Genomic DNA, 18,614 nt, shown 5'->3' on the forward strand with positions numbered 1-18,614 from the left:
AAAATTGATTTTGTCGTAAAAGCGGCGGGGTAAGCGGGGTATGATTTATTTTCTATTTGGCGGGGTATTTGCGGCGGGCTGCCCTAATCATAGCGTTATAGTATTTTGCGAACGATTTGGGGGGTAGGCGTTAGAGTATTCGCATCTTAACAGCCGTGGGTCATTGAGAGACCGGTGTACAATTTGTCGGTTTCGTTGTATTGAAACACCCCTTTGGCCAGCATGCCAAAGGGTGCAAGACGGCTGTTCTTAAGGATAACGCCTTTGGGATCCCCTGTTGTACCGGAAGTGTAGATGATCTCCATGGGTGCATCCAGGTCTTCGCATCGATCCTCCGGCAGCGGGGCGTTTGACGCGCTCCAGACCGCTTCCAGATCCGGAAGACCCGTTGGTCTTTCCATGCCTCCCTTGGAGGCCACGCCAATAATTTCAATTTCGGGAAGGCGGTTCAAGACCGGAAGAATTTCCTCTTTGAATTCACTGGTGAAAATAACCCCGCGGGCTTTTGAATCTTTCAATACAAATTCAAGCCTTTTTCCTTTTGTCCTGGGATCAATGGGCAGCAACACCGCACCGACCACATTGGCCGCATAGAGGGAATAAATAAATTCCGGGTGATTTCTCATGAACAACGCCAGGACATCCCCCTTGCCAAACCCGGAATCCTTTAATTTCTGGGCGAGTTTACGCCCATGGGTGACGATGGTCCCGTAGGTGAGCACTTCATCGGCATGGATGCCATTTTCAAAAGTTAAAATCTCAAATTCTGGATTTTCCTCTGCCTTGGCGTCAAGTTCGTAGGAAAAAAATCCTGGTATTTTACTGTTAGCCATTTTCTTGCTCCTGATAATTAAGGGACTCAGAAATAAATAATTACTCAATCTTGCTTGTCTTTCAGCTCCATATTTGTGGAATTATTTACATCTGAGCCCCTAAATCTAAATGCTGGAATCATATCCTGCGACCAGGGGACCACGTTGCAGCGCCCTGGCCACCCAAACAGGCTCCATGGGTATCTGACGGTTTAAATTACATGGGCAGGTCGTAATATTTACAATAGGAGGGGTACAGCTCAAACATCGGCTTCAGGTAGGGCAGTATTTTAAGGACCTTAGGAATGGGACCCTTTGATTTTATTTTCCGGGTGGCCAGGGCCACCGGAAGATTGACCTTGTTCAACCAGAAATTGTGAATGGTCTCTCCTGACAATTCCATGGTAATTACGGCATCCCTGTTCGCCTCATCCCCTGTAACCACTTGATCAGGGGTGATAAAAAGATACCCCTTGGGATCACTGACAACAAATTTATAGGTAATACCGTACTCTTTAAGTTTAGGGCCAAATTCCGTCTCCCGGATGACATGATTCCACAATTTTCCCAGAATTTCGTACATGTGCTCGCTGTCTTTGTAAATCGCCATTTGATTTTTCTCCCTCGAGTGTTAGTGTCAAAATCAAACGAATACCCGACTCAAGTATCCATTCTTCCTGTACCTTTAATCTTCTGCCTTTTTTCCATTGAGTATCTGCCTGTTTAACACTACAAGTTGCGTGCCAGAACCATTTCTAAATATAACCATTTGATTTTATTTGATTTGCAAATTTAAACGACAGAACACATGACGCCATAAGGTCAAACAGTGACCCAATAAGATCACTTAAATTGTTGACAGCACAGAATATATGACACTATAGTCCCATCAAATGTCTTCATCTAAAGAACAAACGGCATATTAATGGAGAAGATACATGAAACCGGACAAATTCCCCCTGGGGATCGAATCAGAAACAAACGAAACCATTTCCAACGATTCCATTGTAAAACGCCACCTTGACAGCGGCGCCTACACCCTCTCTTTTCAACAGCTGGACAAAATTCTATCAAGCATGGTGACAAACCCGCCTTCAAAAGATAGAGATGTCCTGTTTATATCCATAAGCCTTGAATTTGCCGGCATCTGTTTTGCTTTGGGCAAAGGGTTTCAACAACTTAACGCATATTTGCAGGACGCGCTCCAGGCATCCGACCGGATTGGTGACAGGCGCTCCCGGGCCATGATCAACCTGCATCTGGGACGCCTGTTTTATTTTTCCGAGCAGCGGGATAAAGCCATGGAGGCATTTTCCGCAGGCAAAACCGAAGTCGACGCTCTGGGTGATGATGACATTTCATTACAGGCCTCTGAGCTTATTGGGCTGTTTTATTTTATCCAGGGACATTTCAAGGAAGCTGAAGTGTATTTTGAACAGGCAACCAGAAGTTTTGAACTCGGTCAATATGGCCATTCCGGTCCCATGTGGCTCAGCTATTGCTATATATTTCTAGGTCATTTCAACCGTGCCATCGGCACCCTTGATTATTACCGCAGAGTGGCCCAGGAAAACGGCAACAAACCTTTGGCAACCACATTAAGAGCGGTTCTGGGCATTTGCCTGGTAAAAATTAAAAAACTGAAAGAGGCAACCTTTCACCTGTCTGGTGCGCTGCAGGAGGCCATTCAGCAAAAAAATGACTTTGCCGTCTATTTTGCAAGGGGGGGGCTGGCATTTCACCACATGACCGAAGGGCGCCTGGCGGATGCAAGGGAGTGGATGAACACTGCAATGACCTCTGGGGCAAAATTAGGTCTTGTTAAACAGTATGCCTCTCCTTTTGTTCTTGAAATCATATATGAATTTCACCGCCACGGACTGGCTCCTATTCCAGATTTCTCATTTGAAAGCGAAGTTGAAAGAATTTGTCAAGAGCCCAATATCCACCTGATCGGTGTGGCTTTGCGATTAAAAGCCATGGACGGCCTGATTCAGGGAGAAGAGCTGGGTATCGTCCGGTCAAAACTTCAGCAAAGTGAAAAATACCTCGTAATTTCGGGAGATCCTGTCCAGCTGGCCAAAACCAGAATCGAGATTGCAAGACTCAGTATCAAACAGGGCAGTCAGCCCCAGGCCCGCCATATGGCACAAAAAGCCTGGAAAGGACTTGCCGGATATGGTGATATTTTTTTCCCGGACGATCTTCAACATTTACTTGGCGTTGAAAACGGCCGCGACCCTGATTTAAAAGAGCCGGAAACAATGCTTCAACGATTTACGGAAATGATCGACGAACTGGTTTTAAGTAACGACTTAAACGAATTGCTGACCCACACGGTCAAAGCGACCAATCGCTTTTTAGGCGCTGAGCGCGGCGGTGTGTTCTGGTTTGAAGACAAAAAAACGCCTCGATTGATTGCTGCCCACAATTTATTTGAATCCGATATCAACAATAAAACCTTTCGTTCGAGCCTGGAACTGATTTTCAAAGCGTTTCACGACAACACGCCCCTCATCAAACACTGCAAGGTCGTCGAGACTCTGGTTGGCCGGACAAAAGCCATGCTGGCCGTCCCCTTTGAAGTTAAGGGGACGGCCAAGGGAATTCTGTACCACGACAATGCATACATCGACGACTGTTTCAGTTATTTCAATAAAAACGAATTGGCAGGAATGGCAAGCTATCTGAGTAAATATGTCAATCATCTGTTAAACTTAACGCGTAGGATTGAGGAAAAAACCTCGAAGAACTATACAAGACTGGGAGAAATCTCTGGGGAAAACATTATTTACCAAAGCCTAATCATGAAGAAAAAATTAAAACAGGTGGACAAAATTGCCGGGACAGACAGCACGGTGCTTATTCTGGGAGAGACCGGTGTCGGCAAAGAGTTGATTGCCCGACGCATCCATGAACGGAGCCTGCGGAAAGATTACCCCCTCGTTGTGGTTGACCCCACATCTATCCCTGAAACCTTGATAGAAAGCGAACTGTTCGGCCATGAAAAAGGCGCCTTCACCGGCGCGGACAAACAGAGAACAGGTCGTGTCGAGCTCGCCCATAAAGGAACACTTTTTATCGATGAAGTTGGAGAGATTCCCCTTTCCATTCAGGTGAAACTTCTACGTGCCCTCCAGGAAAAGACCATCGTTCGACTGGGCGGATCCACCACCATTCATTCGGATTTTCGACTGATTGCCGCAACCAACAGGGACCTGCAAAAAGAGGTCGCAAAGGGAAATTTCAGGGAAGATCTGTTTTACCGTCTCAATGTGATCCCCATTGAGATACCGCCTTTGAGAAAGAGAGGGGAGGACATTCTCCTGATTGCTGAATATTTTCTGAAAAAATTCCGCATGAAATATAATTTCCCCACGATTGAATTTACACCGGAGAACAAGGTAATGCTTATAGAGTATAACTGGCCGGGAAATATCAGGGAGCTCAACAATATCATCGAAAGGGCGGTATTATTGTCTGAAGAGGATCAGCTGGAAATTGAATTAAAAACAAAGAACAACAGCTCCCATCCCGATGACTTTTTTCGAGACAGGCCCTCGCTGGATGAGATGCAGCGCCGCTATATCGGTACCGTATTAGAAGAGTGCAATGGCCAGATCGGAGGCCCTGGTGGGGCTGCCGAACGACTTGGGATGAAACGGACAAGTCTCTATGCCAGGATGAGAACACTTGGGATGAGATAGGCCTGCCATACTTCAGAAGGGCAAAAGCGATCTGCATCTCCCCCATTTAACCGGCATGGCCGGAAAGCCCTCACTCCTCGGCCTTGACCCGGCACCAGGCTGCATACATGCAGGGCAGCACCAGAAGGGTCAGGATGGATCAAAATACCATTTGACCAATTGATTTAAATCATAATAGTTTTTGATCTATAAAAAGACCATATAAAGGTATTATGGTTTATATATAGACCAAAGGAAAGAGATGCCAAAATCCATCCCACGCACTTACTCACGTTATAGCCGAGATGCAGCAGCCTTGCTCGGCGCATTAATCCGCGAAGCACGGAACGAGCGCAAACTTACCGCCCAGGAATTGGCGGATCGTGCTGGTATTTCCAGAGGGCTGTTGCAACGCATTGAAAAAGGCAACCTCAAATGTGAAATTGGAGCCGTTTTTGAAGTGGCAACCATTGTCGGCATCCAGCTGTTTGAGGCCGATGGAAGCGTTTTGGCAAGACAACTTCGTCAAACTAAGGAAAAACTGACGCTCATGCCAAAGTCTGTTCGTAGGAAGTCAAAAAAGGTGAACGATGACTTTTAGGTAATAGTCTTATAGGACCATCCGTCTGGAAGCGGCGGAAGGTGCGGTTTTCCGGGGGGCACAATGGACCAGGTTAATTGAATTTCCTGGGGATAACCTGCCTGAAAAACAACCGGGCCACAGGGATCAATATCAAGGCAAAAGCGCCGCAAAGAAGCAGGAACGTCTGGCGAACACCAACCGTGTCGGCGAACCTGCCGACCAACGGGCCTGTGCAGACAAAGCTGATGCGGAAGACGAACGACTGCAGTGAAAGGATACCGGCGCGATTGCCCGAAGGGATTTCCTGCTGAACGTGGTTCAGCAGCATCGGGCCGCGCAGCCCCCTCATGATGGTCAGTAGATAGTAGAACAAAAAGCCCCACACCCCGCCGACCAGGCCAAGCCCCAGGTAGCCTGCAACGATCAGGAGTATGAACAGGCGTACCATCTGTCGGTCCCCCATCTTCAGGTGGCTGCGATAACTCACCAGGGCAGAAATTGCGATGCTCAGATTTGCCAGGGCCCAGATCGGTCCAAACCATGCAATGGGAACACCGCCATCCTGCATGTACGGCTGAATCAGCCAGATTGGATAGTAGGAGGCCATGCCCAGTATCAGGTTCAGAAGGATCATAGAACGCAGCCGCAGGTTTTCCAGGAACGCATGGCGGATCGACTGCAGGGCTTCGGCAAAATGGCTGGTTGATAGTTTGAGTTGCCGCGGAGGCTCGATCAGCGTTCGTGTCAGCAATAGAGCCAATACCCAGACAGCCACCTGAATCATGAAAGGAAGCAGCGGGGCCGTCGCGTAGAGCAGTCCGGCAAAAATTGCACCGCAGGCCTCACCAATTTGTCCCAGACCGTTGATCCGGCCTTCGTGGCGTGCATAGTGCTGTTCTTGGTTGTCTGCCTTCAGACTTTCGTACAAAAGGGCACTGTCACAACCACTGATGAACGACAGGGAAATCCCCAGGATAATCTCGGCCATCAGGACAAGGGCAAAGGAATCTGCAAAAGAATAGAGGCCCCAGCCGATGATACCAAGCAGGGAAGCAAGGTTGAGCGCGGTGCGGTAACCGATCCTGTCACCCAGGTAGCCGGAAGGATACTCCATAATTATCATGGCAACGGAATAGATCCCCTGTAACAGCAGGATTTTTGTTAAACTTAAACCGATATGATCCTTCCAGAACAGAGTGATAATCGCCATGGGAAACAGACTCATCTTGAGAAACGAGAAGAGGTAGAGTTTTTTTATGTTGGCGTTAATGAAGGTCATCGGTCAACCATGGGCAGTTCCGGGTCATTTGTGTCAAGTTTTTTTATTTCTTGAAAAAAAGTTTGTTTATGTTGGTCAGGTGTTTACATTACCCGTAATTAATACGGGTAATATACGCCATGTCAACAATTTACGAGGTGTTATGAAAAAGACAGCCGAGGTCGAAGTCATTATCGTGGGCAACGAGATATTAACGGGTGATATTTTAGATACAAATTCAAACTGGTTGTGCAGACACGTGCATGGACGCGGTGGGGTTGTAACCCGGGTGACCGTTGTTCCGGATGAGCATGGAATCGTGGCAGCGTCAGTTCGTGAAGCTGTTACACGAAAGGTTGACATCCTTTTCACCTCTGGTGGACTTGGACCGACATCAGATGACATAACCCTCCAGGCCGTTGCTGAAGGGACAGACCGCGAAGTCGTTCTGCACGACCAGGCCCTTGAGCAGGTGAGACAACAATATGATCATTTCTTTGAACAGGGAATCATGTCACAGGGCGGTTTGAATCCGGCTCGGCAGAAGATGGCCTGTCTGCCCCGGGGCGGGGAGCCGCTGTTTAATCCTGCAGGAACAGCTCCCGGAATGTATCTGCAGCTGGAGCAAACAGCCGTTATTAGCGTTCCCGGGGTTCCATCTGAATTAAAGGCGATTATTGAGCACTCTCTGGGACCCTTTCTTGATCAGATCTTTGGCAAGGGAGGGGCCCTGTCACGATGTGTTGCCGTGGCATGTAACGATGAATCTCTTCTGGAACCGGTACTGACCCGCATCGTGGAGAAATATCCTGAAATTTACACCAAATCGCTGGCTGCAACCATCGGAGAGAACCCTGACATGGATATTACCATGACTATTTCCGGCATCGGGGAAAAAGAAATAATCCTGGAAAAAGCCGTTCAAGAACTTTGTGAGGGTATTGTCGGGCTGGGATTTTCAATTATCAGAAAGTAAATATCAATTCTATCGAGACAGGGTCGGTACCGGGTAAAAATCATAAAGGTTTTAAAACCAGAAATTAAATTTGAGAAAATTCTTAAATCAGTACAATTTTTTTAAGGGAAAAAGAAAAACCGGGCTGGGAACCCGGGTGAATTCAATCCAGACAATGGCATGGCCTTGTTTTTGATTTTACCGTAAACAGGGGCACCCAGAGAGCAGCGGTCTTTTTTTCAGGTCTTTTGGAAGTAAGTTCAATTAAACGGTGATTCCTGACATGAATATTGCATTGGGATTTTATAACACATACAAACAAAGCCCACAAATGAAGTGCATCATTTCATCAACAGGACGACAATGACAGGTATTACCAGGAAACGACCTTTTTTTTTTCTTATTATTATTGGGCTCCTCCTGTATCTGTGCCCTGGGGCGGAGGCTGCCCTGCCCGATTTGACCCAGGAGGAAACGGCATGGCTGGCGGCCCACGACGGAACCATCCGCCTGGCCCATACCCCGGACTGGCCACCGTTGGATTTTCTGAATGAAAAAAATGAGTTCTCAGGAATGGCAGCAGATTATATCCGCCTGATTGAAAAGAAACTTGGCTTTAAATTCAAACGAGTCAGGATGAAGTCCTGGAGTGAACTCATTGAAAGTGCTAAAGCCGGAACCATTGATGTGATCAGCGCCGGCCAGGAGACAGCGAGCCGTCGGGAATTCATGAACTGGTCCACCCCGTATCTGAATCTTAAAACCACCATTATCGTTAAAAGGCAGCTGCAGGGTCAGTTGACCCTGGATCAAATGCAGGGCATGAAAATCGGCGTGGTCAGTCAATATGCAGTGGGTGAATTTATCCATCAAGGCTATCCTGATCTCACCCTGATAAATGTCGACAGCTCCATTCAAGGAATTGAAAAGGTCTCATTTGGTGAACTGGATGCCATGATCACCGAGGTGCCCAATGCACTGTATATCATTGAATCTGAAAGAATAACCAACCTGCGCCTGGCCGGAGATACCGGATTTAAACTCAACCACGGTATGGGTATCCGCAAAGACTGGCCTGTTTTCAGTCGGATTATTGAAAAGGCATTGTTGTCCATCACCGATCAGGAACACAAGGAAATATACCGGCGCTGGATAAAGCTGGAAACCCAGAATTTTTACCAGACCCGGGCTTTCTGGTATTCGGTCCTGGGAATCACTGCATCGGTGCTGCTGGTTATCGGTACCATTCTGCTGTGGAACATGGAGCTGAAAAAACAGGTGCACCAACGCACTGAAGCCCTGCGTCACAATGAAATCGGCCTTGAAGCCCTTCTGGCCCTGAATGAAAAACCCCACAACTCCATCCAGGATATTATTGAATTTTCCTTTCAGCAGATGCTCGAGCTGACCCAAAGCCGTTTTGGATATCTCACCCTGGAAGACCATGACGGTGCCATCTATGTGGTGGACTCCCGTGAATCCGAAAACCAGAAAGAATTGAAAACACAGGTGCTTCCCAGGGGGTTTGACGGACATACCAAGGGATTCTGGGGAGATGCCGTGGACAGGGGCATGCCTGTTATCTCTAATAATTACCAGCAATCCAATCCAGGATTAAAGGGCCTGCCAGCGGCCCACAAAAAAATCCTGCGGTATATGAATGTTCCCATTTTCAACCATGGCAGAATCGTGGTGGTGGCCGGCATGGGAAATAAGGCAAGTGATTACACCCAGGCGGATTTAAGACAGCTTAACCTCCTGGCCCACGGGATGTGGCGCCTGATCCAGCGGAAAAAGGCAGAACAGGGCATGCAGAAGAGTGAAAAACGATTTGAGGATCTTGTGGAAAATACGCCCAACGGCATTGCCATTGTCCAGAACAATATCGTAGTCCATAAAAATTCAACCCAGATGAAACTCATGGGAGATTTGAATTTTCTTGATCCAGATGCCGAACCCAGGTTTCACCAGGATGACCTTCCCAAGGTTCGGTTCTTCTTTGCACAGATGGTCAAAGATCAACTGACGCAAATAGAACTGGACTTCCGGTTCTATCCCCGTTCCCCCCGGAGCGTCCAGGATACCTTGAGATGGGTCACCTGCATTGCCACCCCCATGGATTATCGTGACCAAAAGGCTTTTTTGCTGATATTCATTGATACCACAGAGGCAAAAAAACTAAGCCATCTGCTGACCGTCCAGGACAAGATGGCCTCTTTAGGGAATATTTCTGCCGGCATTGCCCATGAGATCAGAAACCCCCTGTCCGGGATCAACATCTATCTCAGGACCATAGAAAAATATTTTAGAAATCCGGACCAGCATAAAAAAATCGATTTATCCATTGAGGCCATCTGTTCAGCATCCCAGAAAATCGAATCGGTGATCAAGCGGGTCATGAATTTTGCCAAGCCTGCCGAACCCAGGGTCAACTTGATCCATGTCAACGACCCCATAGAAGAAGCCATAAAACTGACCCGCTTTACCTTGAATAAAGAAAAGATAAACATTATTCATTCCCTGGACAGTGCCCTGCCCGACTGCTATGCAGAACCCCATTTGATCGAAGAGGTGGTGCTGAACCTGATCAACAATGCAGCAGATGCCATCCTGAAGATCCGGGACCAGGGGACCATAAAAATATCATCCTTTTCCGGAACAGATACGATTCTTTTCTGTGTGGAAGATGACGGTCCCGGCATTGACCTGGATTTGAGGGGAAAAATATTTGATCCTTTTTTCACCACAAAGGCAAACAGCACCGGCATTGGCCTGAGCCTCTGCCGCAGGATCATCACTGATCACAAGGGCATACTGGACGTTGAACAATCTGATCTGGGCGGAGCCTGTTTCTGGATTGAACTTCCCTTGCCAGACAAAACCCGCCCTTTTAAAGAGACCTGATCCATTGCCCCGGACCTGAGGAAATACCATGTTAGATTATACCCTGTTTATCGTTGATGATGAACAAACAATCCGTGAGGGCATTGTTGCCGACATCGGTGAAGACTATCACCTGCACACCTTTAAAACTGCTGAAGACGCCCTTGACAACCTGCAGTCCCATAACCCGGACCTGGTTCTCATGGACATTGGCCTGCCCGGCATGAACGGCATCCAGGCCCTGAAAAAACTCAAGGCTGTCGCCCCCGGGCTTCTGGTGATCATGATCACGGCCTATGAAGATGCCAATTCCGTTATCGAGTGCATGGAACACGGCGCCTATGATTATATTATCAAGCCCATTCACATGGAGAGGCTTGAGGTGACCATCGCCAAAGCCCTGGAAACCATACGCCTGCAAAAAAAGGTCTAGCCGCTTCAGGAAAACCAGCTCAAATTTATCGGTGAAAGCCAGATAATCCACGATATCATGGATTATATTGAAGAAGTCGCCAAAAATCCAAATTTCCAAGGACTCTTTATCACGGTCAAGCAGGGGTTGTTATTTTTTTACAGTCCTTTTTTATAGACCACGGCCAGCTTCCCCTGAAGGAGGCGTTCCTGGTAGTGCCGGCGCCGGGGTTTGCCGGAGGAGGTCTTTTCAAGACTGCGGGTCTCCACAAATACCACGGTTTTGGCAGAGAGGCCGTGGCCTTCGGTAACCGCTCCCTGGAGGGTACGTACGGCAGAAGGCCAGAATTGGGCGTCCGGCGTTTCCGGGATTTTGCGGTCGTCGACCTCGGCAATAACGGCCAGTTCTTCGCCGCCGTCATCGCTGGGTCTGGATACGGCAATGCAAGCTCCCAGGCGGACCGGGGCACCGGAGTTCTGCACGGTGAATTCGATATCGCCGGGATAGTGATTTTTGCCTGCAATGATGATCAGATCCTTAAGGCGGCCTGTGATATAGGCGTCACCATCCATGACAAAACCCAGGTCGCCGGTGCGCAGGAACGGCCCTTCGCCGGTGTCAGCAAGGCGGGCGCCAAAGGTTTCCTCGGATTCTTTTTCCAGCCCCCAGTAACGTTCGGGTACACTGGGACCTTTGATCCAGAGTTCTCCCACCTGATCCGGCCTGGCAGCTGTGAGGGTTTCCGGATCCACCGCAATGATTTTATGGTCACCTCCGGGGCCGCCGCAGCCGACAATTTTTCGTGCGCCCGGTGCATTTTCATCCAGGAGACGGACCTGGTGGGTTTCAAGGGCTTCAGCACTTAAGCAAAGCACTTTGGGCGGCTGGGACTGGGGTTTCAGCCCCCCCACAAAGAGGACGGATTCGGCCATTCCGTAACAGGGCATAAAGGTCTGGGGCCGGAAACCCAAGGGACCGAATTTTTCATTAAAGGCGGCCAGGGTCTCGGGCAGCACCGGTTCTCCACCGTTGCCTGCCGTTTCCCAGGAGCTCAGGTCCAACCCCTGGCATTCTTCGGCCGTGATGCGCCGGACAGAATAGGCATACCCGAAATTGGGGCAGGCGGAGTTGGCGATTTTATAGTGGCTGATGGCCTTAAGCCACCGGACCGGTTTCATTAAAAAATCCATGGGGGACATGATGGTGGATTCATAGCCGAAAAAAACCGGACCCAGGATGTCGCAGACCAGACACAGATCATGGTAGTGGGGTGCCCATACAATGGCGGGTTTGGTGGAATCCATTCTCAGCATCTGTCCCATGACCCGCAGGTTGGCCACGGCATTGCCATGGCTGATGGCAACCCCCTTGGGATATCCGGTGGATCCGGATGTAAACTGAAGGTAGGCGATCTGATCCATTCCGGGTCTGGGGCCTTTGAAATCCGATGCAGCCTCCTGGGTGACGGCCTGGAAATCCACCGGCAGGTTGCCCAGGCTTTTGGCCATGTCGGCAAAAGGCCCGGTGGTAAGCACCACAGGTGCACCGCTGATCTTGGCGGTATTGAGTATACGGGCCAAAGGATTTTTACTCCTGGGGTTGGGCAGGGGAACCGGCACGGCCCTGATGCCAGCCAGCAGACAGCCGTAAAATGCTTTGACAAAATCAAGGCCCGGGGGAAAGGCCAGGAGGACGCTGGTACCGGATAATCCCTGGTCAGTGAGGTCTTTGGCGACACCGGCGCTGCGCGCATAGAGCTCGGCAAAGGACCATTCCTGAACGGGACCGTCTATATCACCGTTTTCCATGAATCTGAACGCCAGGTTGTCTGCATTTCTAACTGCCCGGTCCGCCAGAAAGTCTACAATTGTCATGTGTATCAAAGATGCCCCCTTTCATCTGAATGTCGTAAAATTTATATTTTATCCGTCCTATACCTAACCTGGACGAGCCAGAACCAAAAAGGGTTGGCCAGTGCGGTTAACCTTATTCATATGAAAATAGTATAAGTCCGGTGAACGAAAACAGGTATACCCTACGCTCATTCTCGCAGCCCGTCCATGGGCTGCTGCGAGGGAAATGGCAGCTCTTTCAGCGTCCATGCTGACCGCTGCCATTTAACCCGCTTCGGGAGATACCTGTTTCCGTTCACCTCTGCTGTCGTATTTTAAAATTTATGGTTCCAGTCAGAAAACTAACCTCGCAGGTTCAAAAAGTTTCTATGATTCCAAATACGTAGTATAATAATTTCCAAAATATGCAGATGTTAAAGGAGGTTAATTATGTTACTGACTGAAAGATATTCCGATCAAATATCTGGCGTTTTGCACTGTTATGACCGCATTATTATTCAAGGTACAATTCCTGGAATCTGCTTTGCTGCTGGGATGACAAGTTATCTCTACATGAAGAAAATCAGAATTTTTGATTATCCAAAATTTGCAGCCCCTTTTAAAGACGAAATTCGAAACAATGCTGAAGACGTTGCTTCAAAGAATGGCCTTGAAATTGAATTTGTTCGCAAAAGAAACGTTCGCAAAGAAAAAATAATTGAAAAGGTCATTAATGAACGTGGTGATCATCCTGGCCTTGTTCATATCCTTTCCGCTATGGAGGCTTGTCCTTCCTATAGACCCTGGCATAATAAAAAAACTGGGAAAACCTACCTGAAAGGAACCCAGGGAAAATGTTTACATTATTATTTTTATTTGATCGATGAAGATTTGGGGCTTTGCTATATCCGGGTCCCTACATGGTGCCCGTTTAGATTACAAATATATTTCAATGGGCATAATGCCCTCAATTCTGCCATGAGAAAAGAAGGTATTCAAAGTGTAATACGGGACAATGCAATTTTTCAAACGGAGTCATTTGAATCTGCTCAAAAATTAAGTAACGATCTAAACATAAAGCACATTCATGAGAAACTCGATGGATTTGCAAGCCTTTATTGTCCGGCTGTCAAGCATTTCCCCTTGAGTTACCATTGGAGTATTATGCAGGTCGAGTATGCGACAGACATTGTTTTTAAACGTCAGGAAGACTTAAAACTGATTTATGAAAATTTAACTAGAACTGCTATTCACTCTGTTAAACCCGAAAATATAGCTACTTTTCTTGGAAAAAAGCTCCATCCATTATATCAAGATGAGGTGGGTAATAACTTTTCGACAAGGATAGAGGGAACATGCGTCAAATTCAAAATGGGTGCAAATTCGATAAAAATGTATGATAAATACGGCATTATTCTCAGAATAGAAACGACCACAAATAATGTCTCTTTCTTTAAACACTACCGTGAGGTAGAACATCGTGATGGAACAACTTCAATGAAATTGGCACCTCTGAAGAAAGGTTTATATAGCCTGGGGCCTTTAACCAGAATACTGTTTAATGCCAACAATCGGTTCCTTAAATTCATCTCAGATATTGTTGATCCAAGTGCTGGGATTAAAAAACTAAAAAAAGTTTCAAAGACCGTTGTCAAGAATGATCGGCCGTTTAGAGGATTCAATTTCTTCAGTGAGGATGACATGAAGATATTACACTCATTAATATCTGGAGAATTTACAATCAGTGGATTTCAAAACAGAAATATTCGATTAAAGCTTGGATCTTACTCAAGCAGCCAAATTTCAAGAATTTTAAAAAGATTGCATACTCACGGTATGATTAAAAAAATAGCCCACACTTACAAATACTATTTGACACGATTTGGCAGTCAGGTAATCACCATGGGAATGAAATTGAAAACCATGGTAATAATTCCTGAATTAGCAAAGAGTTATGATGAAACAGCATGATTTTTTTGCCATAAAAACAAGAAAATCAGAGATAAGAAACTAAATGATCCGAATTTCAACGGTAAATCTCACTCGGCCTTGACCCGGTACCAGGCCGCATACATGCAGGGCAGCACCAGAAGGGTCAGGATGGTGGCACCGAACAACCCGCCGCCGATGGATACGGCCATGGGGGCCCAGAATTTGTCCAGGGCCAGGGGCAGCATCCCGAGGATGGCAGCCGCAGCCGTGAGCATGATGGGTCGAAAGCGCAGCACGGCCGCGTTGATGACGGCGTGGTAACGGGTTTCTCCGGCCTCAAGTTGCCGGTGGATCTGGTCCATGAGGATGACCGAGTTACGGATAATAATGCCGGACAGGGCCAGAATGCCCAGCTGGGCCAGAAATCCCATGGGCATGTGAAAGGTCAGAAGCGCGGCAATGACCCCAATGATGCCCAGGGGCGCCGTCAACAGCGTCAGAATCACGCTCGAGATATTCTGGAGCTGGATCATCAGAATGATGACGATGATCATGAACATGGCCGGGGCCATGGCAAGGATATAGGCCGTGGCCTGGCTGCTGCGTTCGGCAATGCCGCCGATGTCGATGCGATAGCCCGGGGCAAGGTTGTCCCTCACCTGTTTAAGAGCCGAGTAAACGACCAGGGTTTCGTCGTTGCCCGTGGCGCCGGCAACGGTTTCGGCCTGGACCGTGATGGTGGGGGTGAGGTTGCGTCGCCAGATCAGCCCCTCTTCCGTGTCAAAGCCGATGACGGCGATCTGCTCCAGGGGAATGGTGCGACCTTTGCCGATATGGATGGGCAGGGTTTTGATGTCCGAAATCGACCGGCGGTCTGCCGCGTCCAAACGCAGATCGATCTCAACAGTTTTGTCCCCCTGCCGGAACTGACTCACGGGGATACCCGAAATCTGGGCCTGGATGGCCAGGGCAAGATCCGTGCTGTTGATCCCCAGGAGCCTTGCCTTGTCCTGGTCTACGGCCAGGCGCAGCATCTTGGTCTTTTCGTACCAGTTAAAGTTGACGTTGCGAAGAAGGGGGTTTGCCGTCATCACCTGGCCCACCTTTTGTGCAATTGCTCTCACCTTGCCATAGTCCGGGCCTGAAACCCTGAGCATGACAGGGTAAGGCTCGGGCGGGCCGAGCTGCAGGGTCTTTAAATGACCACGCACCATGGGAAACGAGGTGTCAAGAATCTCGGAGATGTCCTCTTCAAGCTGTTGTCTCTGGTCCAGGCCTTTGGCCACAATGACGAACTGGGCAAAGTTGGACCGGGGCTGGACCGGGTCAAAGGCAAGAATAAACCTGGGGGCACCGAATCCCACGTAACTGGCAAAATGGTCAATGTGGGGACTTGTCCCTATGGCCCGGGCAAAGGCCTGTGCCTGGCGTTCCGTGGCTTTGATCGACGACCCTTCGGGAAGCGTCAAATCCACGATCAGCTCCGGGCGGACAGAGTTGGGAAAAAATTCGTGTTCCACGAACTTGAATGCATATATGCTGTACCCGAACAGGGCCAGGGTCAGGACAAGCACAATGGTTTTGTGGTCCAGACACTTGACCAGAACCCGTTTAAACCCCCGGTAAAAGGCCTTGTCGTAAATGTCTTCAGGATCCTTTGCTACAGCGCGTTTTGGTTTAATCAGGTAATAACCGAACATGGGTGTAACCATGACCGACACCACCCACGAGATGAGCAGAGAGAGGGTAATGACCGGGAAGATGCTCTTGCAGAACTCCGATGACATGCCCTTGGAAAAACCGATGGGGGTGAATCCGGCACAGGTGATCAGGGTGCCGGCCAGCATGGGAAAAGCAGTGACCTTATAGGCAAAGGCCGCAGCCTTGACCCTTTCCCAACCCTGTTCGAGCTTCACGGACATCATCTCCACGGCAATGATGGCGTCATCCACCAACAGTCCCAGGGAGACGATCAGGGCGCCCAACGAGACCCGGTGAAGATCAATGCCGGCCATTTTCATGGCAAGTAAGGTGGCAGCCACCACCAGGGGGATGCACAGCGCCACCACCAGCCCCGAGCGCAGGCCCAGGCTCAGGAAACTGACCACAAGGATGATGGCAATGGCCTCGGCCAGGGTTTTCACGAACTGGTTAATGGAGTCCTTGACCACCCGGGGCTGGTTGGCCACCTGGTGGATGGAAAGGCCCAGGGGCAGCTCCCGGGTGATGTCGGCCAGGGTCTCGTCAAGGAGTTGCCCCAGTTTAAGGACGTTGCCGCCCTTTTCCATGGACACGGCAATGCCAATGGCGGGTGTTCCGTTAAAGAACATTTTGGGATCGGGCGGGTCAACGTAGGCCCGCCGGATTTTTGCCATATCACCCAGGCGGAAGGTCCGGTCAAGGACACGGATGGGCAGGTTTTCCAGGGAGGAAAGATCGTTGAAAAGCCCTGTGACGCGCAGAAACACGTTGTCGTCTGCAGTTTCAATCATGCCCGACGGTGTCAGGGTGTTCTGCTTTTTGATCAGGGCTGCCGCAAGCAAAGGATCAATACCCAGACGGGCAAGTTTCCGGCTGTCCATTTCGATGAATATCTTTTCGGGCTGCACCCCGATCAGCTCAACCTTTTTGACGCTGCCCATGCGAAGCAGGATCTGGCGGATCTTTTCGGCCTGCACCCGCATCTCTTCGTAGGAAAATCCGTCCGAGGTCAGGGCGTAGACATTGCCGTAGACATCGTCAAACCGGTCATTAAAATAGGGACCGCGGATCCCTTCGGGCAGCTCATCCCGCATGTTATTGACCATGTTGCGGACCTCAAGCCAGGTGGGGCGGATCTCGTCCGGATGGATGGGCTCCTTGAGATGCACAAAGATGACCGACTGCTGGGGCCGGGAATAGCTTACCAGATAGTCCAGCCCCGGGGTGTCCTGGAGGCGCTTTTCAACCTTGTCCGTGATCTGCTGCTCCATCTGGGCAGCCGAGGCCCCGGGCCATCCCACGGCCACGATCATCTCCCGGATGGTGAAGTCCGGATCCTCCATGCGACCCATCTGCTCATAGGCAAAGGCACCTGCAACGGCAGACAGAATGATGAAGAACCAGATCAGCTGCCGGTGGTTGAGGGACCACTCTGTCAGGTTGAAATGTTTCATCTAACATCCTCTTTGACCCGAACTTTCTCGTTGCCGGACAGCTTGTGCACACCTGCGGTGACAATTTTATCACCTGGTTCAAGACCCTTGATGACCGCTATCCGGTCTCGGCCGTCCATACCTCCCAGCACCACCTGCCGCTGTGTCACCCGGTCATCCTGGATGACCCAGACCGTTGGATCTTCTCCTGTCTGGTAAACGGCTGAAAGGGGAATCAGGAGCCTGCTAGGGACGGATTCGTCCTGGAGAACCGAGGCGGTCATGCCCAGCCTGACCCCTGCTGGGGGACTGACCAGGGTGATTCTTGCCTTGTAGGTCCGGGTGATGGGGTCGGCCACGGGGGAAATCACCCGGGCCCGGCCCTGGACCTCAACCTTTTCCAGTGCCCAGAAGGTCACCTTGAAACGGGTGTCCCCGGCAAAGTCCGCAATCCGGTTTTCCGGGATATCAATTTCTACTTCCTTTTCGTCTCCCCGGGCCATGATCACCACGGGCTGCCCTGCCCCCACCACCTGACCCTGTTCAGCCCGAACGTCCAGGACCACACCCGGGGTTTCCGCCACAAGATTGCAATAGGCAAGCTGATTGGAGGCCTGGGTATACTGGGCCCTGGCCTGTTTTACAAGGGACTGGGCCGAGTCGTGGGCGTTCTGGTACCGATCAAGTTCTGCCTTGCTCATGAAATCCCGTTCATACAGGGCCTTGAACCGCCCGAGCTGATCCGATGCCAGTGTAAACTGGGACCGGGCCGCGGCAAGCTGGGCACGGCTGGCGTTAACTGCCTGCTGGACATCGCTGGGGTCCACCTGCATCAGGACAGTTCCTGCTTTGACCACGCTTCCCGCATCCACGTGGCGGGCAATCACTTTGCCCGGAATCCGAAAGGCCAGGCCGGTTTCAAAACGGCCATGCACCTCCCCGGAATAGACATGGGACGGGTCCTCCAGGAGGCTGCCCACGGTCATGGCACTGACCAGGGGAGGAAGGGCAGGTGCCACTGCATCGGTTTTTTTCAGGGGATTGTCGCACCCGGCAGCAAAGAGCTGCACCAGCAGCAGGAGGATACTTCCTGAAACAAAGGAAATTCGGGGAAATCGATACACGGT

At 49.7% G+C, this 18,614-nt stretch carries 12 protein-coding genes; 6 read left to right on the forward strand and 6 right to left on the reverse strand.

Annotated features, from left to right (window positions below):
• Nucleotides 1-146: 146 nt before the first annotated feature.
• Together HRM2_RS19715 and HRM2_RS19720 are read right to left on the reverse strand one after the other, a co-directional pair.
• Nucleotides 147-833 carry a class I adenylate-forming enzyme family protein gene (locus HRM2_RS19715; RefSeq protein ID WP_015905792.1) on the reverse strand — a complete coding sequence of 229 codons (687 nt, stop codon included), beginning with the start codon at nt 831-833 and terminating at the stop codon, nt 147-149.
• 196 nt (nt 834-1,029) lie between these two features.
• A complete protein-coding gene (locus tag HRM2_RS19720) occupies nt 1,030-1,422 on the reverse strand; it encodes an SCP2 sterol-binding domain-containing protein (RefSeq protein ID WP_015905793.1) in 393 nt (130 codons plus the stop codon).
• Nucleotides 1,423-1,750: 328 nt separating this feature from the next.
• On the opposite strand from HRM2_RS19720, the gene HRM2_RS25550 reads away from it, so the two are divergent.
• The gene (locus tag HRM2_RS25550; RefSeq protein ID WP_015905794.1) at nt 1,751-4,519 is read left to right on the forward strand and encodes a sigma 54-interacting transcriptional regulator; all 2,769 of its coding nucleotides are present in this window, start codon (nt 1,751-1,753) and stop codon (nt 4,517-4,519) included.
• A gap of 241 nt (nt 4,520-4,760) precedes the next feature.
• Nucleotides 4,761-5,099: a helix-turn-helix transcriptional regulator gene (locus HRM2_RS19730; RefSeq protein WP_015905795.1), complete on the forward strand. Its 339-nt coding sequence runs from the start codon at nt 4,761-4,763 to the stop codon at nt 5,097-5,099.
• Nucleotides 5,100-5,172: 73 nt separating this feature from the next.
• Here the strand turns inward: HRM2_RS19730 and HRM2_RS19735 are convergent, their stop codons facing one another.
• Nucleotides 5,173-6,360, reverse strand: a complete 1,188-nt coding sequence (locus HRM2_RS19735; RefSeq protein ID WP_015905796.1) for an MFS transporter — start codon at nt 6,358-6,360, stop codon at nt 5,173-5,175.
• Between the two features lie 142 nt (nt 6,361-6,502).
• Between HRM2_RS19735 and HRM2_RS19740 the strand changes: the two genes are divergently transcribed.
• The 3 genes from HRM2_RS19740 to HRM2_RS19750 all read left to right on the forward strand — a co-directional run bounded on the left by HRM2_RS19740 (nt 6,503) and on the right by HRM2_RS19750 (nt 10,610).
• Nucleotides 6,503-7,315: a competence/damage-inducible protein A gene (locus HRM2_RS19740; protein WP_041273391.1), complete on the forward strand. Its 813-nt coding sequence runs from the start codon at nt 6,503-6,505 to the stop codon at nt 7,313-7,315.
• 342 nt (nt 7,316-7,657) lie between these two features.
• Nucleotides 7,658-10,198, forward strand: a complete 2,541-nt coding sequence (locus tag HRM2_RS19745; protein ID WP_015905798.1) for a GAF domain-containing protein — start codon at nt 7,658-7,660, stop codon at nt 10,196-10,198.
• Nucleotides 10,199-10,226: 28 nt separating this feature from the next.
• Complete coding sequence (locus HRM2_RS19750) at nt 10,227-10,610, forward strand: response regulator (RefSeq protein ID WP_015905799.1); 384 nt, start codon at nt 10,227-10,229, stop codon at nt 10,608-10,610.
• A 137-nt stretch (nt 10,611-10,747) separates the two neighbouring features.
• Here the strand turns inward: HRM2_RS19750 and HRM2_RS19755 are convergent, their stop codons facing one another.
• Entirely contained in the window at nt 10,748-12,463 is a 1,716-nt protein-coding gene (locus HRM2_RS19755; RefSeq protein ID WP_049770476.1) for a fatty acyl-AMP ligase, read from the reverse strand.
• 408 nt (nt 12,464-12,871) lie between these two features.
• Between HRM2_RS19755 and HRM2_RS19760 the strand changes: the two genes are divergently transcribed.
• The gene (locus tag HRM2_RS19760; RefSeq protein ID WP_015905485.1) at nt 12,872-14,392 is read left to right on the forward strand and encodes a hypothetical protein; all 1,521 of its coding nucleotides are present in this window, start codon (nt 12,872-12,874) and stop codon (nt 14,390-14,392) included.
• 68 nt (nt 14,393-14,460) lie between these two features.
• Here HRM2_RS19760 and HRM2_RS19765 read toward each other — a convergent pair whose 3' ends face one another.
• Together HRM2_RS19765 and HRM2_RS19770 are read right to left on the reverse strand one after the other, a co-directional pair.
• Nucleotides 14,461-17,508, reverse strand: coding sequence for an efflux RND transporter permease subunit (locus HRM2_RS19765; RefSeq protein WP_015905801.1), 3,048 nt, complete (start codon nt 17,506-17,508; stop codon nt 14,461-14,463).
• Complete coding sequence (locus HRM2_RS19770; protein WP_015905802.1) at nt 17,505-18,611, reverse strand: efflux RND transporter periplasmic adaptor subunit; 1,107 nt, start codon at nt 18,609-18,611, stop codon at nt 17,505-17,507. The genes HRM2_RS19765 and HRM2_RS19770 overlap by 4 nt, the downstream gene beginning before the upstream one ends.
• Between the last annotated feature and the right edge of the window lie 3 nt (nt 18,612-18,614).

Source organism: Desulforapulum autotrophicum HRM2 (genome assembly GCF_000020365.1).
Classification (GTDB): Bacteria; Desulfobacterota; Desulfobacteria; order Desulfobacterales; family Desulfobacteraceae; genus Desulforapulum; species Desulforapulum autotrophicum.

Excerpts from the sequence above, each read along its gene's own strand:
- HRM2_RS19740 (WP_041273391.1), top strand. The coding sequence starts at position 6,503 with ATGAAAAAGACAGCCGAGGTCGAAGTCATTATCGTGGGCAACGAGATA.
- HRM2_RS19760 (WP_015905485.1), top strand. The coding sequence starts at position 12,872 with ATGTTACTGACTGAAAGATATTCCGATCAAATATCTGGCGTTTTGCAC.
- HRM2_RS19765 (WP_015905801.1), bottom strand. The coding sequence starts at position 17,508 with ATGAAACATTTCAACCTGACAGAGTGGTCCCTCAACCACCGGCAGCTG.
- HRM2_RS25550 (WP_015905794.1), top strand. The coding sequence starts at position 1,751 with ATGAAACCGGACAAATTCCCCCTGGGGATCGAATCAGAAACAAACGAA.
- HRM2_RS19720 (WP_015905793.1), bottom strand. The coding sequence starts at position 1,422 with ATGGCGATTTACAAAGACAGCGAGCACATGTACGAAATTCTGGGAAAA.
- HRM2_RS19730 (WP_015905795.1), top strand. The coding sequence starts at position 4,761 with ATGCCAAAATCCATCCCACGCACTTACTCACGTTATAGCCGAGATGCA.
- HRM2_RS19750 (WP_015905799.1), top strand. The coding sequence starts at position 10,227 with ATGTTAGATTATACCCTGTTTATCGTTGATGATGAACAAACAATCCGT.
- HRM2_RS19715 (WP_015905792.1), bottom strand. The coding sequence starts at position 833 with ATGGCTAACAGTAAAATACCAGGATTTTTTTCCTACGAACTTGACGCC.
- HRM2_RS19735 (WP_015905796.1), bottom strand. The coding sequence starts at position 6,360 with ATGACCTTCATTAACGCCAACATAAAAAAACTCTACCTCTTCTCGTTT.
- HRM2_RS19745 (WP_015905798.1), top strand. The coding sequence starts at position 7,658 with ATGACAGGTATTACCAGGAAACGACCTTTTTTTTTTCTTATTATTATT.
- HRM2_RS19755 (WP_049770476.1), bottom strand. The coding sequence starts at position 12,463 with ATGACAATTGTAGACTTTCTGGCGGACCGGGCAGTTAGAAATGCAGAC.